General features: G+C 66.0%; 17 protein-coding genes. 14 read left to right on the top strand and 3 right to left on the bottom strand.

Annotated elements, in window-relative coordinates; all coding sequences use genetic code 11:
• Nucleotides 1-29 precede the first annotated feature (29 nt).
• The 10 genes from dnaJ to CETAM_RS09665 all read left to right on the top strand — a co-directional run bounded on the left by dnaJ (nt 30) and on the right by CETAM_RS09665 (nt 9,530).
• Nucleotides 30-1,163, top strand: coding sequence for a molecular chaperone DnaJ (dnaJ, locus tag CETAM_RS09710; protein ID WP_156228669.1), 1,134 nt, complete (start codon nt 30-32; stop codon nt 1,161-1,163).
• Nucleotides 1,160-1,882 (top strand): 16S rRNA (uracil(1498)-N(3))-methyltransferase, encoded by a 723-nt coding sequence (locus CETAM_RS09705; protein ID WP_156228668.1) that lies wholly within the window; start codon nt 1,160-1,162, stop codon nt 1,880-1,882. Before dnaJ ends, CETAM_RS09705 begins: the two co-directional genes overlap by 4 nt.
• Nucleotides 1,883-1,925: 43 nt before the next feature.
• The gene (locus tag CETAM_RS09700; protein ID WP_231587444.1) at nt 1,926-2,894 is read left to right on the top strand and encodes a PhoH family protein; all 969 of its coding nucleotides are present in this window, start codon (nt 1,926-1,928) and stop codon (nt 2,892-2,894) included.
• Nucleotides 2,891-3,505, top strand: coding sequence for an rRNA maturation RNase YbeY (gene ybeY, locus CETAM_RS09695; protein WP_156228667.1), 615 nt, complete (start codon nt 2,891-2,893; stop codon nt 3,503-3,505). Before CETAM_RS09700 ends, ybeY begins: the two co-directional genes overlap by 4 nt.
• A complete protein-coding gene (locus CETAM_RS09690; protein WP_156228666.1) occupies nt 3,505-4,833 on the top strand; it encodes a hemolysin family protein in 1,329 nt (442 codons plus the stop codon). Before ybeY ends, CETAM_RS09690 begins: the two co-directional genes overlap by 1 nt.
• Nucleotides 4,834-4,870: 37 nt before the next feature.
• A complete protein-coding gene (gene pdxY, locus CETAM_RS09685; RefSeq protein ID WP_156228665.1) occupies nt 4,871-5,722 on the top strand; it encodes a pyridoxal kinase PdxY in 852 nt (283 codons plus the stop codon).
• A gap of 247 nt (nt 5,723-5,969) precedes the next feature.
• Nucleotides 5,970-6,890 carry a GTPase Era gene (era, locus tag CETAM_RS09680; protein WP_156228664.1) on the top strand — a complete coding sequence of 307 codons (921 nt, stop codon included), beginning with the start codon at nt 5,970-5,972 and terminating at the stop codon, nt 6,888-6,890.
• A gap of 6 nt (nt 6,891-6,896) precedes the next feature.
• Entirely contained in the window at nt 6,897-7,640 is a 744-nt protein-coding gene (recO, locus tag CETAM_RS09675; RefSeq protein ID WP_156228663.1) for a DNA repair protein RecO, read from the top strand.
• Nucleotides 7,641-7,664: 24 nt separating this feature from the next.
• Nucleotides 7,665-8,414 (top strand): isoprenyl transferase, encoded by a 750-nt coding sequence (locus CETAM_RS09670; RefSeq protein WP_269076376.1) that lies wholly within the window; start codon nt 7,665-7,667, stop codon nt 8,412-8,414.
• Nucleotides 8,415-8,432: 18 nt separating this feature from the next.
• The gene (locus CETAM_RS09665; RefSeq protein WP_156228661.1) at nt 8,433-9,530 is read left to right on the top strand and encodes a VIT1/CCC1 transporter family protein; all 1,098 of its coding nucleotides are present in this window, start codon (nt 8,433-8,435) and stop codon (nt 9,528-9,530) included.
• Here the strand turns inward: CETAM_RS09665 and CETAM_RS09660 are convergent.
• Nucleotides 9,527-9,946 (bottom strand): Fur family transcriptional regulator, encoded by a 420-nt coding sequence (locus CETAM_RS09660; protein WP_156228660.1) that lies wholly within the window; start codon nt 9,944-9,946, stop codon nt 9,527-9,529. The genes CETAM_RS09665 and CETAM_RS09660 overlap by 4 nt on opposite strands.
• Nucleotides 9,947-10,030: 84 nt before the next feature.
• Nucleotides 10,031-10,522 (bottom strand): ArsR/SmtB family transcription factor, encoded by a 492-nt coding sequence (locus CETAM_RS13725; RefSeq protein ID WP_197085718.1) that lies wholly within the window; start codon nt 10,520-10,522, stop codon nt 10,031-10,033.
• A 307-nt stretch (nt 10,523-10,829) separates the two neighbouring features.
• On the opposite strand from CETAM_RS13725, the gene CETAM_RS09650 reads away from it, so the two are divergent.
• Genes CETAM_RS09650 through CETAM_RS09640 form a run of 3 tightly spaced genes read left to right on the top strand, consistent with a single transcriptional unit; the run spans nt 10,830 to nt 13,177 of the window.
• Nucleotides 10,830-12,209, top strand: a complete 1,380-nt coding sequence (locus CETAM_RS09650) for a glycine--tRNA ligase (RefSeq protein WP_156228659.1) — start codon at nt 10,830-10,832, stop codon at nt 12,207-12,209.
• A 2-nt stretch (nt 12,210-12,211) separates the two neighbouring features.
• Nucleotides 12,212-12,718 (top strand): hypothetical protein, encoded by a 507-nt coding sequence (locus CETAM_RS09645; protein ID WP_231587442.1) that lies wholly within the window; start codon nt 12,212-12,214, stop codon nt 12,716-12,718.
• A gap of 3 nt (nt 12,719-12,721) precedes the next feature.
• A complete protein-coding gene (locus tag CETAM_RS09640) occupies nt 12,722-13,177 on the top strand; it encodes a hypothetical protein (RefSeq protein WP_156228657.1) in 456 nt (151 codons plus the stop codon).
• 158 nt (nt 13,178-13,335) lie between these two features.
• Here the strand turns inward: CETAM_RS09640 and CETAM_RS09635 are convergent, their stop codons facing one another.
• Nucleotides 13,336-14,913 carry a hypothetical protein gene (locus tag CETAM_RS09635; RefSeq protein WP_156228656.1) on the bottom strand — a complete coding sequence of 526 codons (1,578 nt, stop codon included), beginning with the start codon at nt 14,911-14,913 and terminating at the stop codon, nt 13,336-13,338.
• Between the two features lie 225 nt (nt 14,914-15,138).
• On the opposite strand from CETAM_RS09635, the gene CETAM_RS09630 reads away from it, so the two are divergent.
• A complete protein-coding gene (locus CETAM_RS09630) occupies nt 15,139-15,969 on the top strand; it encodes a DUF4352 domain-containing protein (RefSeq protein WP_156228655.1) in 831 nt (276 codons plus the stop codon).
• Nucleotides 15,970-16,021 lie beyond the last annotated feature (52 nt).

Here is a 16,021-nt window from a genome sequence, read left to right as displayed (position 1 = left end):
TATAGCTGACAAAGGAAGTCTCACTCATCGTGGCACGTGACTATTACGGAATTCTGGGCGTCGACAAGTCTGCGACGGATACCGAGATCAAGAAGGCGTACCGCAAGCTGGCCAGGAAGTATCACCCGGATGTGAACCCTTCCGAGGAGGCTGCGGAGAAGTTCCGGGAGGCGTCGGTGGCGCACGAGGTGCTCACCGATCCGGAGAAGCGCCGCATCGTCGACATGGGCGGGGACCCGATGGAGCAGGGCAACGGCGGCATGCCGGGCGGCTACGGCGGGGGAGGTTTCGGGGACATCTTCGAGGCGTTCTTCGGCGGTGGCGCCGGTGGTTCGCGTGGTCCGCGTTCGCGTGTCCAGCCGGGCAATGACGCCCTGCTGCGCATCGCGATCTCCCTGGAGGACGCCTTCTCGGGTGTGAAGAAGGACATCACGGTGGACACTGCTGTGCTGTGTGACCACTGTGAGGGCACGGGTTCGGAGTCGAAGGCGAAGCCGGTGACCTGTGGTGAGTGCCATGGTTCCGGTGAGGTGCAGGAGGTGCAGCGTTCCTTCCTGGGCAACATCATGACCTCGCGTCCCTGCCCGACGTGTGATGGTTTCGGTGAGATCATCAAGGATCCCTGCACCCGTTGTTCGGGTGGTGGCCGGGTGAAGAAGCGTCGTGACCTGGTGGTCAACGTGCCGGCCGGCATCAACAACGGCATGCGCATCCGCATGGCGGGCCAGGGCGAGGTGGGCCACGGTGGTGGCCCGGCGGGTGATCTGTACGTGGAGATCTCCATGCTGCCGCACAAGGTGTTCCAGCGTGACGGCGACAACCTGCACCTGAACGTCTCGGTCCCGGCCGTCGACGCAGCGCTGGGCGCCCAGGCGGGTGTGGAGGATCTGGCGGGGGAGACCCTGACCATCGACATCCCGGCCGGTACCCAGCCGAACCAGCAGATCCGCCTGGGTGGGCAGGGCATGCCGCGCCTGCGCACCGAGGGCCGGGGTGACCTCATCGCGCACGTCACCGTCACCGTCCCGACGGAACTGGACGACAAGACCCGTGAGCTCTTCGAGCAGATCCGCGAGCACCGCGCCGAGGTCTCCAGCGTCGACCGGGACGGCGAGGACTCCGGGTTCTTCTCCCGCCTGAAGGGTAAGTTCCGCAACCGATGAGCCTCCCCGTCTTCGTCCATCCGGGTCCCTTCGACGGGCACGTCGTTCTTGACGGCCCGGAGGGTCGTCATGCGGTGGCCGTGAAGCGTATCCAGGCCGGCGAGCACATCATGCTCATCGACGGCCTCGGCGCCCATGCGGTCGTCCTCGTCACCGCCACGCGCGGGAAGGATGAGCTGACGGGCGAGGTGGTGGAACGGGGCGTCGATAAGCAGCCGCGGCCGGCGGTGACGGTGGCGCAGGCGCTGCCGAAGGCGGAGCGCTCGGAGCTCGCGGTGGATCTGGCCACGCAGGCCGGGGCCGATGCGATCGTGCCCTGGCAGGCGGAGCGGTGCGTGGCCCGGTGGGCGGGCCCGAAGGCCGCGAAGGGTGTGGCGAAGTGGGAGGCCGCGGCGTTGGCGGCGGCGAAGCAGTCCCGGCGGACCCGCATCCCGCAGATCCATGAGCCGGTGACAACGGCGCAGCTCGCGGAGCTGATCGCGGGGAAGACGGCGCTGGTCCTGCACGAGGATTCGGCTGTCCCGCTGCGTGAGATCGACCTGGATGCGGACGAGATCGTGCTGATCGTCGGGCCCGAGGGCGGCATCGGCCCGGAGGAGCTGGCGCGTCTGACGGACGCCGGGGCCCGGGCCGTGCGGCTGGGGCCGGAGGTGCTGCGGACGGCGAGTGCCGCGATGGTGGCGCTGTCGGCCATCGGTGTGCTCACTGGGCGCTGGTAGAGTTCCATCAAACATCGCGACAAGAAAGCAGGCGCCGGAGTCCGTGGCATCAGAGGTCATCACGAGGAAAATCGAGATCGATTCGGTGTACGCCCAGTCGGTGCTGGGCATCAATGACGAGAACATGCGGGTGCTGGACAATCTGATCGACGCGGACTTCCACGCCCGTGGACACGTCATCCGGGTCACCGGCCCCGACCATGAGGTCGCGCGCGCCGTGAAGGTGATCGAGGAACTGGAGTCGATCGCGCGGCGGGGGCACGTCATTTCGCCGGATTCGGTGAAGCAGGCTGTCTCGATAGTCACGGTGGAGACCCCGCAGTCCGTCACGGACGTCCTCGCCAGCGACATCGTCTCCCGCCGCGGCCGGACGATCCGCCCGAAGACGCTGGGGCAGAAGGAGTACGTCGACGCGATCGACGACCACACCGTCATCTTCGGCATCGGCCCCGCCGGCTCCGGCAAGACCTACCTGGCGGTGGCCAAGGCGGTGCAGGCCCTGCAGGCGAAGCAGGTCAGCCGCATCATCCTCACCCGCCCGGCGGTGGAGGCAGGTGAGAAGCTCGGCTTCCTGCCCGGCACCCTGAGCGACAAGATCGACCCGTACCTGCGTCCGCTCTATGACGCGCTGCGGGACATGCTGGATCCGGAGATGATCCCCAAGCTCATGGAGGCCGGCGTCATCGAGGTCGCGCCCCTGGCCTACATGCGCGGCCGCACGCTCAATGACGCCTTCGTCATCCTCGACGAGGCCCAGAACACCACCCCGGCGCAGATGAAGATGTTCCTCACCCGCCTGGGCTTCGGCTCGAAGATGGTGGTCACCGGCGACATCACCCAGGTCGACCTGCCCACGGGCCAGAAGTCCGGCCTCCGCCTGGTCCGCCACATCCTGCGCGACGTGGAGGGCATCCACTTCGCGGAGCTGTCCAGCAAGGACGTTGTCCGTCATTCGCTCGTCGGCCGCATCGTCGACGCCTACGACTCCTACGAGGAGAACATCCAGCAATGAGCATCGAGGTCTTCAACGAATCCGGCTACGAGGGTGTGAACGAGGAGATGCTCATCGACGTCGCCTCCTTCGCCCTCGGCGAGATGGACATCCATCCTGACGCCGAGGCGTCCATCCACATCGTGGACCTGGCCACCATCACCGACCTGCACGTGCGCTGGCTCGACCTCGAGGGCGCCACCGACGTGATGACCTTCCCCATGGATGAGCTCACCCCGGGGTCCGGGACAGCACTGGGCGGTCGGCCCGATTCCAAGCAGCCCGGCCCGGCGCTGCTGGGCGACATCGTGCTCAGCCCGGAGTTCGCCGCCAGGCAGGCCGTCGCCGCAGGTCACGGCCTGGATCATGAGCTGGCGCTGCTCACCGTCCACGGGTGCCTGCACCTGCTGGGCTATGACCACGCCACGCCCGCCGAGGAACGCGAGATGTTCGCCCTGCAGAACGAGCTGCTCGCGGACTGGTACGACGACGTGAAGAAACGCGGCGTCAAGTACCAGCCCAAGCCCACCGGCGCGCAGGCCTTCCCGTCGGCCGCCGACCGTCAGGCCCTCGATGAGATCGTGCCGGGTGGCGGTCTGCCGGCCATCGGGGAACCCGCCGGGGACAAGTAATGGACATTGATGTCGTCTGGCTGGGCACGGTCACCGTCCTGGCGCTCGCTCTGTCCGGCCTGCTAGGCACCGTCGAGTCGGCGGTCAGCTCCATCTCGCGGGCGCGCGTGGACGCCATGGTCAAGGACGACGTCAGCGGCGCGCGCTCGCTTCTCGACGTCCTCGACCGTCGCGCCGACCACATCAACCTGCTCATCCTGCTGAAGACGCTTCTCGACGCCACCGCCGCCGTCTTCGCCGCCGCCCTGGCCCGGGAGTACATCGCCTCCGATCTGTGGGCCATCACCCTGGCGATCGTGGCGGTGACGGTGATCAGCTACGCCATCATCGGCGTGTTCGCCCGCACCATGGGCCGGAAGAACCCGTACTCCATCTCCCTGCGCTCCGGCATGGTGCTGCAGACCGTGGCGTTCGTGCTCGGCCCGGTGGCGCGTCTGCTCATCTGGCTGGGCAACCTCATCGCCCCGGGTGCGGGTTTCCGCCACGGCCCCTACGCCACCGAGGTCGAGCTGCGGGAGATGGTGGACATCGCCCAGGAGCACGGCATCGTGGAGGTGGAGGAGCGGCGCATGATCCAGTCGGTCTTCGACCTCGCCTCCACCACCGCCCGCCAGGTCATGGTGCCGCGTACCGAGATGATCTGGATCGAGTCGGACAAGCACGCCGGCCAGGCGACCACCCTGTGCGTGCGCTCCGGTCATTCCCGGGTGCCGGTCGTGGGCGAGAACATCGACGACATCGTCGGCATCGTCTACATCAAGGACCTCGTCCGCCACACCTATCACCTCACCGACGGCGGCGCCTCCGTCTGCGTCGCCGACGTCATGCGCCCGGCGACCTTCGTGCCCGAATCCAAGAACCTCGATGAACTGCTCCACGAGATGCAGCGCGACCAGGTCCACATGTCCATGCTCGTCGACGAGTACGGCGGCATCGCCGGCCTGATCACCCTGGAGGACATCCTCGAGGAGATCGTCGGTGAGATCGCCGACGAGTACGACCTCGCCGAGATCGCCCCCATCGAGCGTCTTGACGACCGCACCTACCGCGCCGTCTCCCGCCTCTCCCTGGAGGACCTCACGGAGGAGATCCACGACGACCTGGACATCGACGTCGAGTTCTCCGAGGAGGTCCGCGAGCAGGTCGAATCCGTCGCCGGACTCATCGGCTACGAGATCGGCCGGGTGCCCCTGCCGGGTTCCACCGTGGACACCTGCGGGCTGCGCCTGACCGCCGAGGGCGGCCGCGACCGCCGCGGCCGGGTCCGCGTGCGCTCCGTGCTGGTCGACGTGCTTCCGGACGCTGGTCAGCCCCCCGAGGACGACTGATTGCCATAAGGGGGGCAGGAGGAGCACAATATCCAGCGTGAACATCCTCTCGATCCAGTCCTCAGTGGCTTACGGCCATGTCGGCAACTCCGCCGCCGTCTTCCCGCTCCAGCGCCTGGGCCATGAGGTGTGGCCGGTGTACACCGTCAACTACTCCAACCACACCGGCTACGGCGCCTGGCGCGGCCCGATGATCCCGGCCTCCGACGTCGCCGAAGTGATCAAGGGCATCGAGGAGCGCGGCGTCCTCTCGCGTGTCGACGCCGTCCTCTCCGGCTACCAGGGCGGCTCCGACATCGCCGACGTGATCATCGACGCCGTGGCCCGTGTCAAGGCCGCCAACCCCGCGGCCCTCTACTCCTGCGACCCGGTCATGGGGAACGCCAAGTCCGGCTGCTTCGTCTCCGACACCATCCCGCCGCTGCTGCGCGACCGGGTCGTCCCGGTCGCCGACATCATCACCCCCAACCAGTTCGAGCTCAGCTTCCTCACCGGCCACGAGGCCTCCGACCTGGCCTCCACCCTCGGTGCCGTGGACGCCGCCCGCGACATGGGCCCCTCCACGGTCCTGGTCACCTCGCTGGAGCGTCCCGAGCGTGAGGAGGGCACCATCGAGATGCTCGCCGTCAACGACTCCGGCGCCTGGCTGGTGAAGACCCCGTACCTGCCCTTCAAGCGCAACGGCTCCGGTGACGTCACCGCTGCCCTGTTCACCGGCCACTACGTCTCCACCGGTGACGCTGCCGACGCCCTGGCCCGCACGGCCTCCTCGGTGTTCGACCTGCTCACCACCACCTACGAGGCGGACTCCCGCGAGCTGCTCCTGGTCGAGTCCCAGGAGGCATACGCCAACCCGCGGATGCAGTTCACGGTCGAGCAGGTCCGGTAGGGCGGCTGCTCCGCTGGCGGCGTGACTCTTGCTGACGTGTCATGTCAGATTGTGCGGATGCCCGGAAAGACGAACACCGCGTTTCGGGGTGGGAGCGCATGACCTGGGCATATAAAAATACGCGCACTCGTATTATGTGACATTTTCCGGGACCTCCGGTTGTGGCGGCGGCCGGAAACGGAAACCTTTGGGCACAGGCCCCACGCAGGACTACCATGGAGCTAAAACACCGACCTAGGAGTCACACATCAGCAGTTTCACGGACACCCCGGACGGCTTCCGCTCCGGCTTCGTCAGTTTTGTCGGCCGCCCGAACACGGGTAAGTCGACGCTCACCAACGCTCTGGTGGGCGAGAAGATCGCGATCACCGCGAACCAGCCGGAGACGACCCGCCACCCGATCCGTGGCATCGTGCATCGCCCGGACGCCCAGATCATCGTGGTGGATACGCCGGGGCTGCATAAGCCGCGGACGTTGCTGGGTGAGCGTCTCAATGAGATCGTCAAGGAGACGTACGCGGACGTCGACCTCATCGGCTTCACCGTGCCGGCGGACGAGAAGATCGGCCCCGGTGACCGTTGGATCCTGGAGAACGTGCGCAAGGTGGTGCCGAATACGCCGATCCTGGGCATCGTGACCAAGCTGGACAAGGTGTCGAAGGACCAGGTCGGCGCGCAGCTGATGGCGCTGCATGAGTTGCTGGGCGGCGAGGCCGAGGTGGTTCCGGTGTCTGCGGCGGACGGCACGCAGGTGGATGTGCTTCTCGACGTCATGACGTCGCTCCTGCCCGAGGGTCCGAAGTTCTATCCGGACGATCATGTCACCGACGATGACACCAACACCCGTATCTCGGAGCTGATCCGTGAGGCCGCGCTCGAGGGTCTGAAGGACGAGCTGCCGCACTCGGTGGCCGTCGAGGTCGATGAGATGCTGCCGAACGAGGAGCAGCCGGACCGCCTGGATATCCACGCGATCATTTACGTGGAGCGGGAGGGGCAGAAGTCGATCATCGTGGGTAAGGACGGTCGTCGTCTGGGCCGGATCATCCACAATTCCCGCCAGGAGATCATCAAGCTGCTGGGCCATAACGTGTACCTGGATCTGCGCATCAAGGTGCTGAAGAACTGGCAGTCGGATCCGAAGTCCCTGGGCCGCCTGGGCTTCTAGCCGGTCATGCGCAGGGAGTCGTACCGCGACCGGGCTCTGGTGGTGCGGACCTATGATTTCGGCGAGGCGGACCGCATCGTCGTCCTGTTGACCCGGAATCACGGGATAAAACGGGGCGTCGCAAAGGGGGTGCGGCGGGGGAAGTCCCGTTTCGGCAGCAGGCTGCAGCATTTCGTGGACATCGATGTGCAGTTGTATCCGGGGCGGAACCTGGAGTCGATCACGGGCGCGGACACCGTCGCCTATTACGGATCCGGCATCATCGACGACTACGAGCGCTACACGGCCTCGTGTGCGGCGTTGGAGTCCGCCGAGCGGCTGGCCGGCGACGGCGAAGATCCCTGGCTCTTCGACCATCTGACGGAGACCCTCGCCCGGATGCAGACCACCAAGCATCCCACAGTGGTTCTGGATGCCTTCCTGCTGCAGGCGATGGCGCAGGCCGGCTGGGGGCCCGGTCTCTTCGACTGTGCGCAGTGTGGGGGCGCCGGCCCGCACCATGCGTTCCATCCGGCGGTGGGCGGGGCGGCGTGCGTCAAGTGCCGGCCGCCAGGTTCGGCGGAGGTGCCGGAGGAGTCGCTGCACCTGATGTGGTTGCTGGATAATGCGCACTGGCCCGCAGCCCTCGAACTCGTGGAATCCGCGGAAGGCCACCACCTCAGTGCGGTGGCGCACCAGCTGACCAGGGCGCACCTGCAGTGGCACCTGGAGCAGAAGATCACCAGTCTGGGCGTGATGGACCAGACCTGAGAGGCCGGTGGCACAATGGTCTGCGTGAAGAACAATCCCGCAGCATTCACCCCGCCGGATATTCCGGCCCAGTTCATTCCCGAACACATCGCCCTGGTGATGGACGGCAACGGCCGGTGGGCGCAGCAGCGGGGGCTCAAACGCACGGAGGGGCACAAGCGTGGCGAGGCCGTCCTCATGGACGTCGTCGACGCCTGTCTGGCACTGGGTGTGCCGTACCTCTCGGCCTATGCCTTCTCCACGGAGAACTGGCGTCGTTCCACCGATGAGGTCCGTTTCCTCATGGGCTTCAACCGGGACGTGCTGCGTCGTCAGCGTAATGAGCTCAACGAGAAGGGCGTGCGGGTCCGCTGGGTCGGCCGCCGTCCCCGCCTGTGGCGCAGCGTGATCAGGGAGCTGGAGTCGGCGGAGGAGCTGACCCGGGACAACACCCGCATGACCCTGGCCATGTGCGTGAATTACGGCGGCCGCGCCGAGCTTGTCGACGCCGCGCGGGACATCGCCCGCCTCGCCGCGGCCGGTCAGCTGCGCCCGGAGCAGATCACCGAGGAGACGTTCCCGCAGTTCCTCGACGAGCCGGACATGCCGGACGTCGATCTGTTCCTGCGGCCCTCGGGGGAGAAGCGGACCTCGAATTTCCTGCCGTGGCACTCCGCGTACGCGGAGATGGTCTACCAGGACAAGCTGTTCCCGGACTTCACTCCGCAGGATCTCTATGATGCGGTGCTGGAGTACGCTTCTCGTGACCGCCGTTTCGGTGGCGCCAAGCCTTAAGTTCCAGAGGAGAAGGTCATCAACGAAGTGCCGAGCCGAGCGCAGATCAGCCGGTGGCGTCGCTACCTGGCCAACGAGCGTGCAGAGGCCGCCCTCTACCGCCAGCTCGCCCGCAAGAAGAACGGGGAGGAACGCGAGATCCTGTTGGCGCTGGCCGATTCCGAGGCCCGTCATGAGGAGTTCTGGCGCGAGAAGCTGGGGGAGTACGTCGGCTTTCCCCGCCAGCCAGACCTGAACACCCGCCTGATGGGGTTCATGGCGAGGCGTTTCGGCTCCGTGTTCACTCTGGCCCTCATGCAGACGGCGGAGGCCCGCAACCCCTACGTCAAGGACGAGGACGCGTCCTCGCAGATCGCCGCCGACGAGCGCATCCACGCTGAGGTCGTCCGTGGGCTCGCAGCGCGGGGCCGGGAGCGGATGTCGGGTAGTTTCCGGGCCGCGGTGTTCGGCGCGAACGACGGCCTGGTGTCCAACCTGGCGCTGGTCGTGGGCATCATGGGTTCGGGTGTGTCCTCGAACCTGATCCTGCTCACCGGCGTCTCGGGCCTGCTGGCGGGCGCGTTGTCGATGGCGGCGGGGGAGTACGTCTCCGTCAGCTCCCAGCGTGAACTACTGGAGGCCTCCACCCCGCACCCGAAGGCTCACACCCTGCTGCCCTCGCTCGACGTCGACGCCAACGAGCTGGTGCTGGTCTACCGTGCCCGGGGCATGGGGGAGAAGGAGGCCGCGGACAAGGCGAGGTCGGAGTTCTCCCGGATGGCGCTGGAGCAGGCGATCGGCCTGGACCGGGAGGACAGCCCCGGCGGGTTGGACACGTGGGAGAGCCCGGGCGAGGTCGTCGGTTCACCGTGGGCCGCCGCAGGATCGAGTTTCCTCTTCTTCGCCGGCGGCGCCTTCATCCCGATCATCCCGTTCCTCTTCGGCGCTTCACCGATGGTGGGGGCGGTCATCGCGATGGTGCTGGTCTCGGTGGCGTTGATGTTCACCGGTGGGGTGGTGGGTGTGCTCTCGGGCAAGCCGCCATGGACCAGGGCGATCCGTCAGCTGACGATCGGTCTGGGTGCCGCAGCGATCACCTATCTGCTGGGCATGGCCTTCGGCACAGTGGTGGGTTAGGCCACCGGGCACGTGGCGCAGACGCCGTAGATCTCGGCGTCATGGCCCGTGATCCGGAAGTTGTTCTCTTTGGCCACGGCCTGCGCCCACGCCTCGACGGGACCGCCGTCGATCTCCTCGGTGCGGCCGCACTGCGTGCAGACCAGGTGGTGGTGATGGTGCGGGGACACACACTGGCGGTAGAGGGTTTCGCCGGAGGCCATGTGCAGGACGTCGACGGCCTTGAGCTCGGCGAGGGACTGGAGGGTGCGGTAGACCGTGGTCAGTCCGACCTGCATGTCCCGGTCCTCCAGTTCCCGGTGGATTTCCTTGGCGGAGGCGAAGTTGTCGATCTCGGAGAGGACGTTGATCACCGCGGTGCGCTGACGGGTGTTGCGTGCGCCGAGCTTCGGCGCAGCGGAGGACAAGGGGGACATGGCCAGTCTCTTCCTGAGGATCGGGACCTGGGTACGGGTCCCATTATCCACGCAAACGCCGCCGGGGGCAGTGCTTATACGTGCTTATACGTGGAAGGACGCGGGCACGGGCGGAGTGGGCGCGGGGTCCGGGATGGTGTCGGCGGTGGCCTCGGGGGCCGCGGCCGCGGCCGGGGCGTGGGCCAGCCGACCCACGGCGTCCTCCTCGGTGCCGGTTCCGCGGCGCTCATCGAGGTGGCCGATCGGAATGATGTCGGCGGGGATCCGGGACTCCTGCTGGGCGCGGGCGTGGTGGCCGAGCTGGACGGCGGTGTGGATGAGCTCGGCGGCCTGGGGGAGCACGAGGCTGTAGATGACCTCGCGGCCACGACGTTCGGAATCGACGATGCCTGCGCGTTTGAGCACGCGGAGGTGTTGGCTGATCAGGGGCTGGGATTTCTTCAGGCCGGTGACGAGCTCGTGGACGAAGTGATCCCGGACGGACAGGCGCGCGATGATCTGGACGCGCAGGCGGGAATCGAGCGCCCCGATGATGGACTCGGCAGCCGCCAGATCGGTCTCCGAAAAGGTGTTCATTCAAACTCAGATCTACTCGACAACGGGATCAGATTCTGTGGCTCAGAGTGATCTAGACCATTGATTGTGCGGGGTGTGTGCCTCGCAGGCTCCGTTAGCGTCTCCACGTGCTGAGTTCGCGACGAAACCGGGGGGTATATACAGCTTAGACATTTAAGTCATCATACAAAAATAAGACTTTGCCTGAGGAAATTCAGGAAGCGCAAAACGGGCAGCTCAACCCCCCGCCTCCCCCGGAAAGTCGCGGCGGCTAGACTCGTTGTGAATCATCGTCGACTTATCCCCTACCAGAGGAGTCTGAAGCCACATGGCGTCCGTCATCGATACCGTAGTCAACCTGTGCAAGCGTCGCGGCCTCGTGTACCAGGCCGGCGACATCTACGGCGGTTCCCGCTCTGCATGGGACTACGGTCCGCTCGGTGTCGAGCTCAAGGAGAACATCAAGCGCCAGTGGTGGCGTCACATGGTCACCTCCCGCCCGGACGTCGTCGGCGTGGACACCTCCATCATCCAGCCGCGCCAGGTGTGGGTGACCTCCGGCCACGTCGAGGTCTTCACCGACCCGCTGGTGGAGTCGCTGCACACCCACCGGCGTTACCGTGCGGACCACCTGCTGGAGGCCTACGAGGAGAAGCACGGCCACCCGCCGGAGAACGGCCTGGCCGACATCAACGATCCGGAGACCGGCCAGCCGGGTAACTGGACCGAGCCGAAGCCCTTCTCCGGCCTGCTGAAGACCTTCCTGGGCCCCGTCGATGATGAGGAGGGTCTGCACTACCTCCGTCCGGAGACCGCGCAGGGCATCTTCATCAACTTCAAGAACGTCATGACGTCCGCGCGCATGAAGCCGCCGTTCGGCATCGCCAACATCGGCAAGTCCTTCCGCAACGAGATCACCCCGGGCAACTTCATCTTCCGTACCCGCGAGTTCGAGCAGATGGAGATGGAGTTCTTCGTCAAGCCGGGCGAGGACGAGGAATGGCACCAGAAGTGGATCGATGACCGCCTCCAGTGGTACATCGATCTGGGCATCAGCCCCGACAACCTGCGCCTCTTCGAGCACCCGCAGGAGAAGCTGTCCCACTACTCCAAGCGCACCGTCGACGTGGAGTACGCCTACAACTTCGCCGGCACCAAGTGGGGCGAGCTGGAGGGCATCGCCAACCGCACCGACTATGACCTGCGGGTGCACTCCGAGGGCTCCGGCGAGGACCTGTCCTACTTCGACCAGGAGAGCAACGAGCGCTGGATCCCGTTTGTCATCGAGCCGGCCGCCGGCCTGGGTCGCGCCTTCATGGCCTTCCTCGTCGACGCCTACACCGAGGACGAGGCGCCCAACTCCAAGGGTGGCGTGGACAAGCGCGTCGTGCTCAGGCTCGACCGTCGTCTCGCCCCGGTGAAGGTCGCCGTCCTGCCGCTGTCCAAGAAGCCCGAGCTGTCCGGCCCGGCCGAGAAGATCGCGGCTGACCTGCGCAAGCTCTGGAACATCGAGTACGATACCTCCGGCGCCATCGGCCGCCGTTACCGTCGTCAGGACGAGATCGGCACCCCGTTCTGCGTGACCGTGGACTTCGACACCCTGGAGGACAACGCCGTCACCGTCCGTGAGCGCGACAGCATGGAGCAGGAGCGCGTGCCGCTCGACGAGCTGCAGGGTTACCTGGCCCAGCGCCTGATCGGCTGCTAGTCGTGCATTACACCAGCTGGGACCGCACCGACACGGACGCTCCGGCCCTGCTCGCCGAGGCCGGGCCGACCGTGATCGCCCGCTTCACCACGGACACCGCCGCCGTCGACGGCAAGGTCTGGGGCCTGAGCTTCGACAAGGAGAAGGGCGCGAAGGCGACCCTCCCGGACGGTCGGGTTCTTGACGCCCCGGGTAATTTCGGCCGCGACAAGACCTTCCGGGTCTCCCTCGGGGAGGGCTTCTTCACCCTGCTCAACGAGTCATCCACCAACTGGGTCATCGAGGACGAGACCGGCGAGAAGATCGCCCAGTTCTCCGGCGGCGGCAACGGTGTGCGTAAGGCGATCCTCGAGTTCGAGGGCGAGACCGACCTGCCCATCGAGGCCGTCGCGGGCCTGAGCTGGCTGGCCCGCCTGGTGCTGGAGTCCCGCCTCGGCAGGTCCTCGCTCGTGCTCATCGGCACGCTGGCCGCCATGTCCGTCGTCGCTGTCCTGGCGTTCATCTTCTAGACCATGGAGCACGCGGGCACCGACTACTGGGTGTGGGTGGGCAACGAGCTCTACGACACCGAGCGCGACACCGTCGCCAGGGTCCGTTCCGACGTCATCTTCTTTGACTCCGAACGGATGCTCATCGAGTCGGAGCCCGGGCCCTTCCAGTTCCGGGCCCGCGCCACCACCGGTGACGGCCGCGTGTTCACCCTCTTCCAGAACGGCTTCACCGTCGGTTGCCTCGACGCCGACTGTGACGGCCGGAAATACACCCTGCGCCGCACGTCGGTCTGGCGCAAGGAACGCCACATCGTGGATTCCGAGGGCGATATCGTGGCCCACGTCCGCCCGCTGATCAGCGGGCGGGTCGAGGTGCACCCCGGCCCCGCCTGGGAGGATCTCCCGCTTATCGACGCCGTCTTCTTGTCCTGGGGCTGCGTCCTCGTCGACTCCCCGGTGCGCAGGCCCCGGATTTAGGTTCGGGCCAGGCTAGTCTGGCACGGTCGGGGTGGCTTCGACCTGACCTTTCTGCTTAACCCGGACGCATATGCGCACGGTCTAACCAGAAAAGTCAGGTGCAAGGATCTTCGTTTGTGGCTGGGGACACTCTGCGCCGTTGGCCGCGGCATGTGGGTTCAGCGACGCAGCGGCGGGCCCGGGGGTGCGGGGTAATTCTTGGCGGCCTTCTGGTTGTTCAGCCGGAGGAAGTCCACCAGCGCCAGGTACGCGACCTGTGTGCCGCTGGACTTGTCCAGCTCCCTGCGTCGCTGCTGCAGTGACTCCTTCCGGTCCAGGATGTCCTGCCGGAGCCGCTCAGACCCCGGCAGGTCACCGGTCTGCTTCTCTCGGCGGAGAGCCTCCTCCTCCAGTTCGCGGATGGCAGAGGCCTGGGGGTCCAGCCGCCAGTAGTGCGAGTGCACCCACGGGAAGACGTCCCGCCGGGACCGCCTCCGCAGCGATTCCGCACGTACGGCGACGTCACGCACCCCGCGCCCGAACTGCCGCGCCAACGGGCCACCCACCAGGTCGCCGAAGAACAACCACCGGGGAAAATACGCGTTCGACCAGCGGGTAACCGCGAACGGGGCACCATGATGGGCCACGAGGGCGTTGCGTGGTGAACCATTCCCCAGGGTGTACCACCCGTCCTCCACGGTGTACCGGCGGCTGTAGAAGGTCCCGCCGCGATCATCAATCGGCGGGCATTCCGGATACTCGCGTTGAGCCTTGCGTTCCTGGAACCCGGCGTTGGAGCGGGAGAGCAGGAAATCCGCGTGCGCCAGGGGCGAACCGAGCGTGATGAAGTCCGTCACCAGCCAGCGCATCCCCCGACGCCGGGACTCGTTCCACAGTTCGTGCTGGGCGTGCTGCCACTGCGCCATCTCCTCGGGATCCGGATTCCGGGGGAGCGAGTCGACCAGTTCCTCGAAGTTTTCGGCCAGCGTGGTGGGGTAATCATCCGCGGGCGCGTCCGCCAGGGCAGGGTCAGGATGGCGCAGCTCATCCCACGCCAGGCGCAGCAGATCGAGGCCGATCACCGAGCCGAGGCTGTGGCCGACAATGATGATCCGTTGGTAGGTCCCGGCATCGTGCAGGGCATGGAGAAGTGCCAGGCCCTCGGCCCTGATCTCATTGCGGGCCTTGAGGCTGCCGGGGGAGCGGGAGAGGTAGAACCGGGCGTCGGCAAGCGACCTCGTGAGGAATCCGCCGGCGAGGAGCAGGACCAGCACGGCCAGAACGGCGACAACGGTGAGTATCCGGCCCAGCAACGCAGCGCTATTCTCGGCGAGCCCGACGTCGAGCCCCAGCGAGTCCGTCACGGCGACGAGGAGGATGAGCGCCAGGACCGTCACGGCGGCCTGGAAGATCCCGATCGGCCTGCGCAGCGGTGGTTGATGGCCCCAGAACGGGCGCCGGAAAAGGATGTCCACGAACAGCCAGCGCAGCGTGGCGAAGAGACGCCCGGCAGGGAAGTGGTGGGCCCAGTAGAACTCGAAGAAGTCCGTCTCCGGCCGCGGATGGGACCCGTAGCTGGAGAAGCGCCGCAGCTCAAAGTTGTCGGAGTACCGGTGGGGCTTGCTGTAGAACTGTGGAACGCCGATTCCCGCCATGAACGCACGTAGCGTATCCATCGGCCGTTGATCGCCCATCCCGTGGATGAGCACCACGGCTTGGCGTTGACGTTGAGGGCTTCGCTCCGGTTGGGCCTGCATGAGGCCATGCTATCGCCGCCGAAACTATCTGGCAGGGGGTTCGCTGAGGTGGGCCGGTGTTCCGCTTATCGACGCCGCCTCGTTCGCCGGGGCTGCGTCCTCGTCGACTCCTCGGGGCGGCGGCCGCAGACGTATCACCGGCTTTAAGCCCCGAAAAGGGGGAGTAAGAATATTTTAGATTCGGAGGAAAGTAACTCTCGCACACCCCTCCGATAAGTTTGGATTATGTCAAGTAATTCAGTCATTCAATCGGGTGAAGCGGACCCCGTCTCGTTGGCTCCGCATTCTCAGCCGCCAGTAGAAAAGCAGAAGAACACGCTCGCCACGGTCGCGCTCATCACGGCCGCAATCGGGTTCATTTTCGCCTGCATCCCCGGGGCGTTGATCGTGGGATGGATTCTGCTTCCTATCTCCTTCATTCTCGCCATCGTCTCGCTCTTCATGAAGGGCAGGAAGGGCTTTGGTGTCGCGGCCCTGATCATCTCCATCGTGGGAACGATCGTCGCCGTCCTGGTGTTCATGTTTGCCGTCGGCTCAGCCATTGATGAATCCTTCTCCGGGGGAGAGATCTCAGCGGAGCAACCTGTCGAAGGCGAAGCCCAGGCCTTCGTTGCTGGCCAGGACGGCGTAGGAACCAGGCCTAACCCCTACCCGATTGGCACTGCCATTACCCAGGGAGACTGGACCGTCACCGTGAACGGCACCACGCTCGATGCTACGGAGGCTGTTCTCGCAGCCAATATGTTCAATGATCCTCCAGCCGAGGGAAACGTGTACCTGATGGCCAACATCACGGCCACCTATAACGGCGATGACCAGCAAGGGGAGACTCCCTGGGTCACACTCCAATACGTCACCGGCGGAGGAAACACGGTCAGCAGCTCGGACTCGATGATCGTAGAGCCCGAAAGTTTCGATTCCTTGAGTCCGCTTTATCCGGGAGCATCCACTACCGGCAACATCGCGTTTGAGGTCGATGCGGCTACCGCCAACGAGGGCGTGTACGCACTGAGTCCGTCCATGTTCGGGGACAGGATCTTCGTTTCAGTTCAGTAGCTTCTTAGCGGGACGAGTTGAACTGAAACGCCAGGGGTGCCGGACGATTGAA

The organism is Corynebacterium comes, from assembly GCF_009734405.1.
GTDB classification, from domain to species: Bacteria; Actinomycetota; Actinomycetes; order Mycobacteriales; family Mycobacteriaceae; genus Corynebacterium; species Corynebacterium comes.
This window is presented reverse-complemented; position numbering and strand designations above follow the sequence as displayed.

Bases quoted from the DNA above. Each gene is read 5' to 3' on its own strand.
- CETAM_RS09660 (WP_156228660.1), bottom strand. From the start codon at position 9,946: ATGTCCCCCTTGTCCTCCGCTGCGCCGAAGCTCGGCGCACGCAACACC.
- CETAM_RS09705 (WP_156228668.1), top strand. From the start codon at position 1,160: ATGAGCCTCCCCGTCTTCGTCCATCCGGGTCCCTTCGACGGGCACGTC.
- ybeY (WP_156228667.1), top strand. From the start codon at position 2,891: ATGAGCATCGAGGTCTTCAACGAATCCGGCTACGAGGGTGTGAACGAG.
- recO (WP_156228663.1), top strand. From the start codon at position 6,897: ATGCGCAGGGAGTCGTACCGCGACCGGGCTCTGGTGGTGCGGACCTAT.
- CETAM_RS09690 (WP_156228666.1), top strand. From the start codon at position 3,505: ATGGACATTGATGTCGTCTGGCTGGGCACGGTCACCGTCCTGGCGCTC.
- CETAM_RS13725 (WP_197085718.1), bottom strand. From the start codon at position 10,522: ATGAACACCTTTTCGGAGACCGATCTGGCGGCTGCCGAGTCCATCATC.
- CETAM_RS09630 (WP_156228655.1), top strand. From the start codon at position 15,139: ATGTCAAGTAATTCAGTCATTCAATCGGGTGAAGCGGACCCCGTCTCG.
- CETAM_RS09650 (WP_156228659.1), top strand. From the start codon at position 10,830: ATGGCGTCCGTCATCGATACCGTAGTCAACCTGTGCAAGCGTCGCGGC.
- CETAM_RS09640 (WP_156228657.1), top strand. From the start codon at position 12,722: ATGGAGCACGCGGGCACCGACTACTGGGTGTGGGTGGGCAACGAGCTC.
- CETAM_RS09635 (WP_156228656.1), bottom strand. From the start codon at position 14,913: ATGCAGGCCCAACCGGAGCGAAGCCCTCAACGTCAACGCCAAGCCGTG.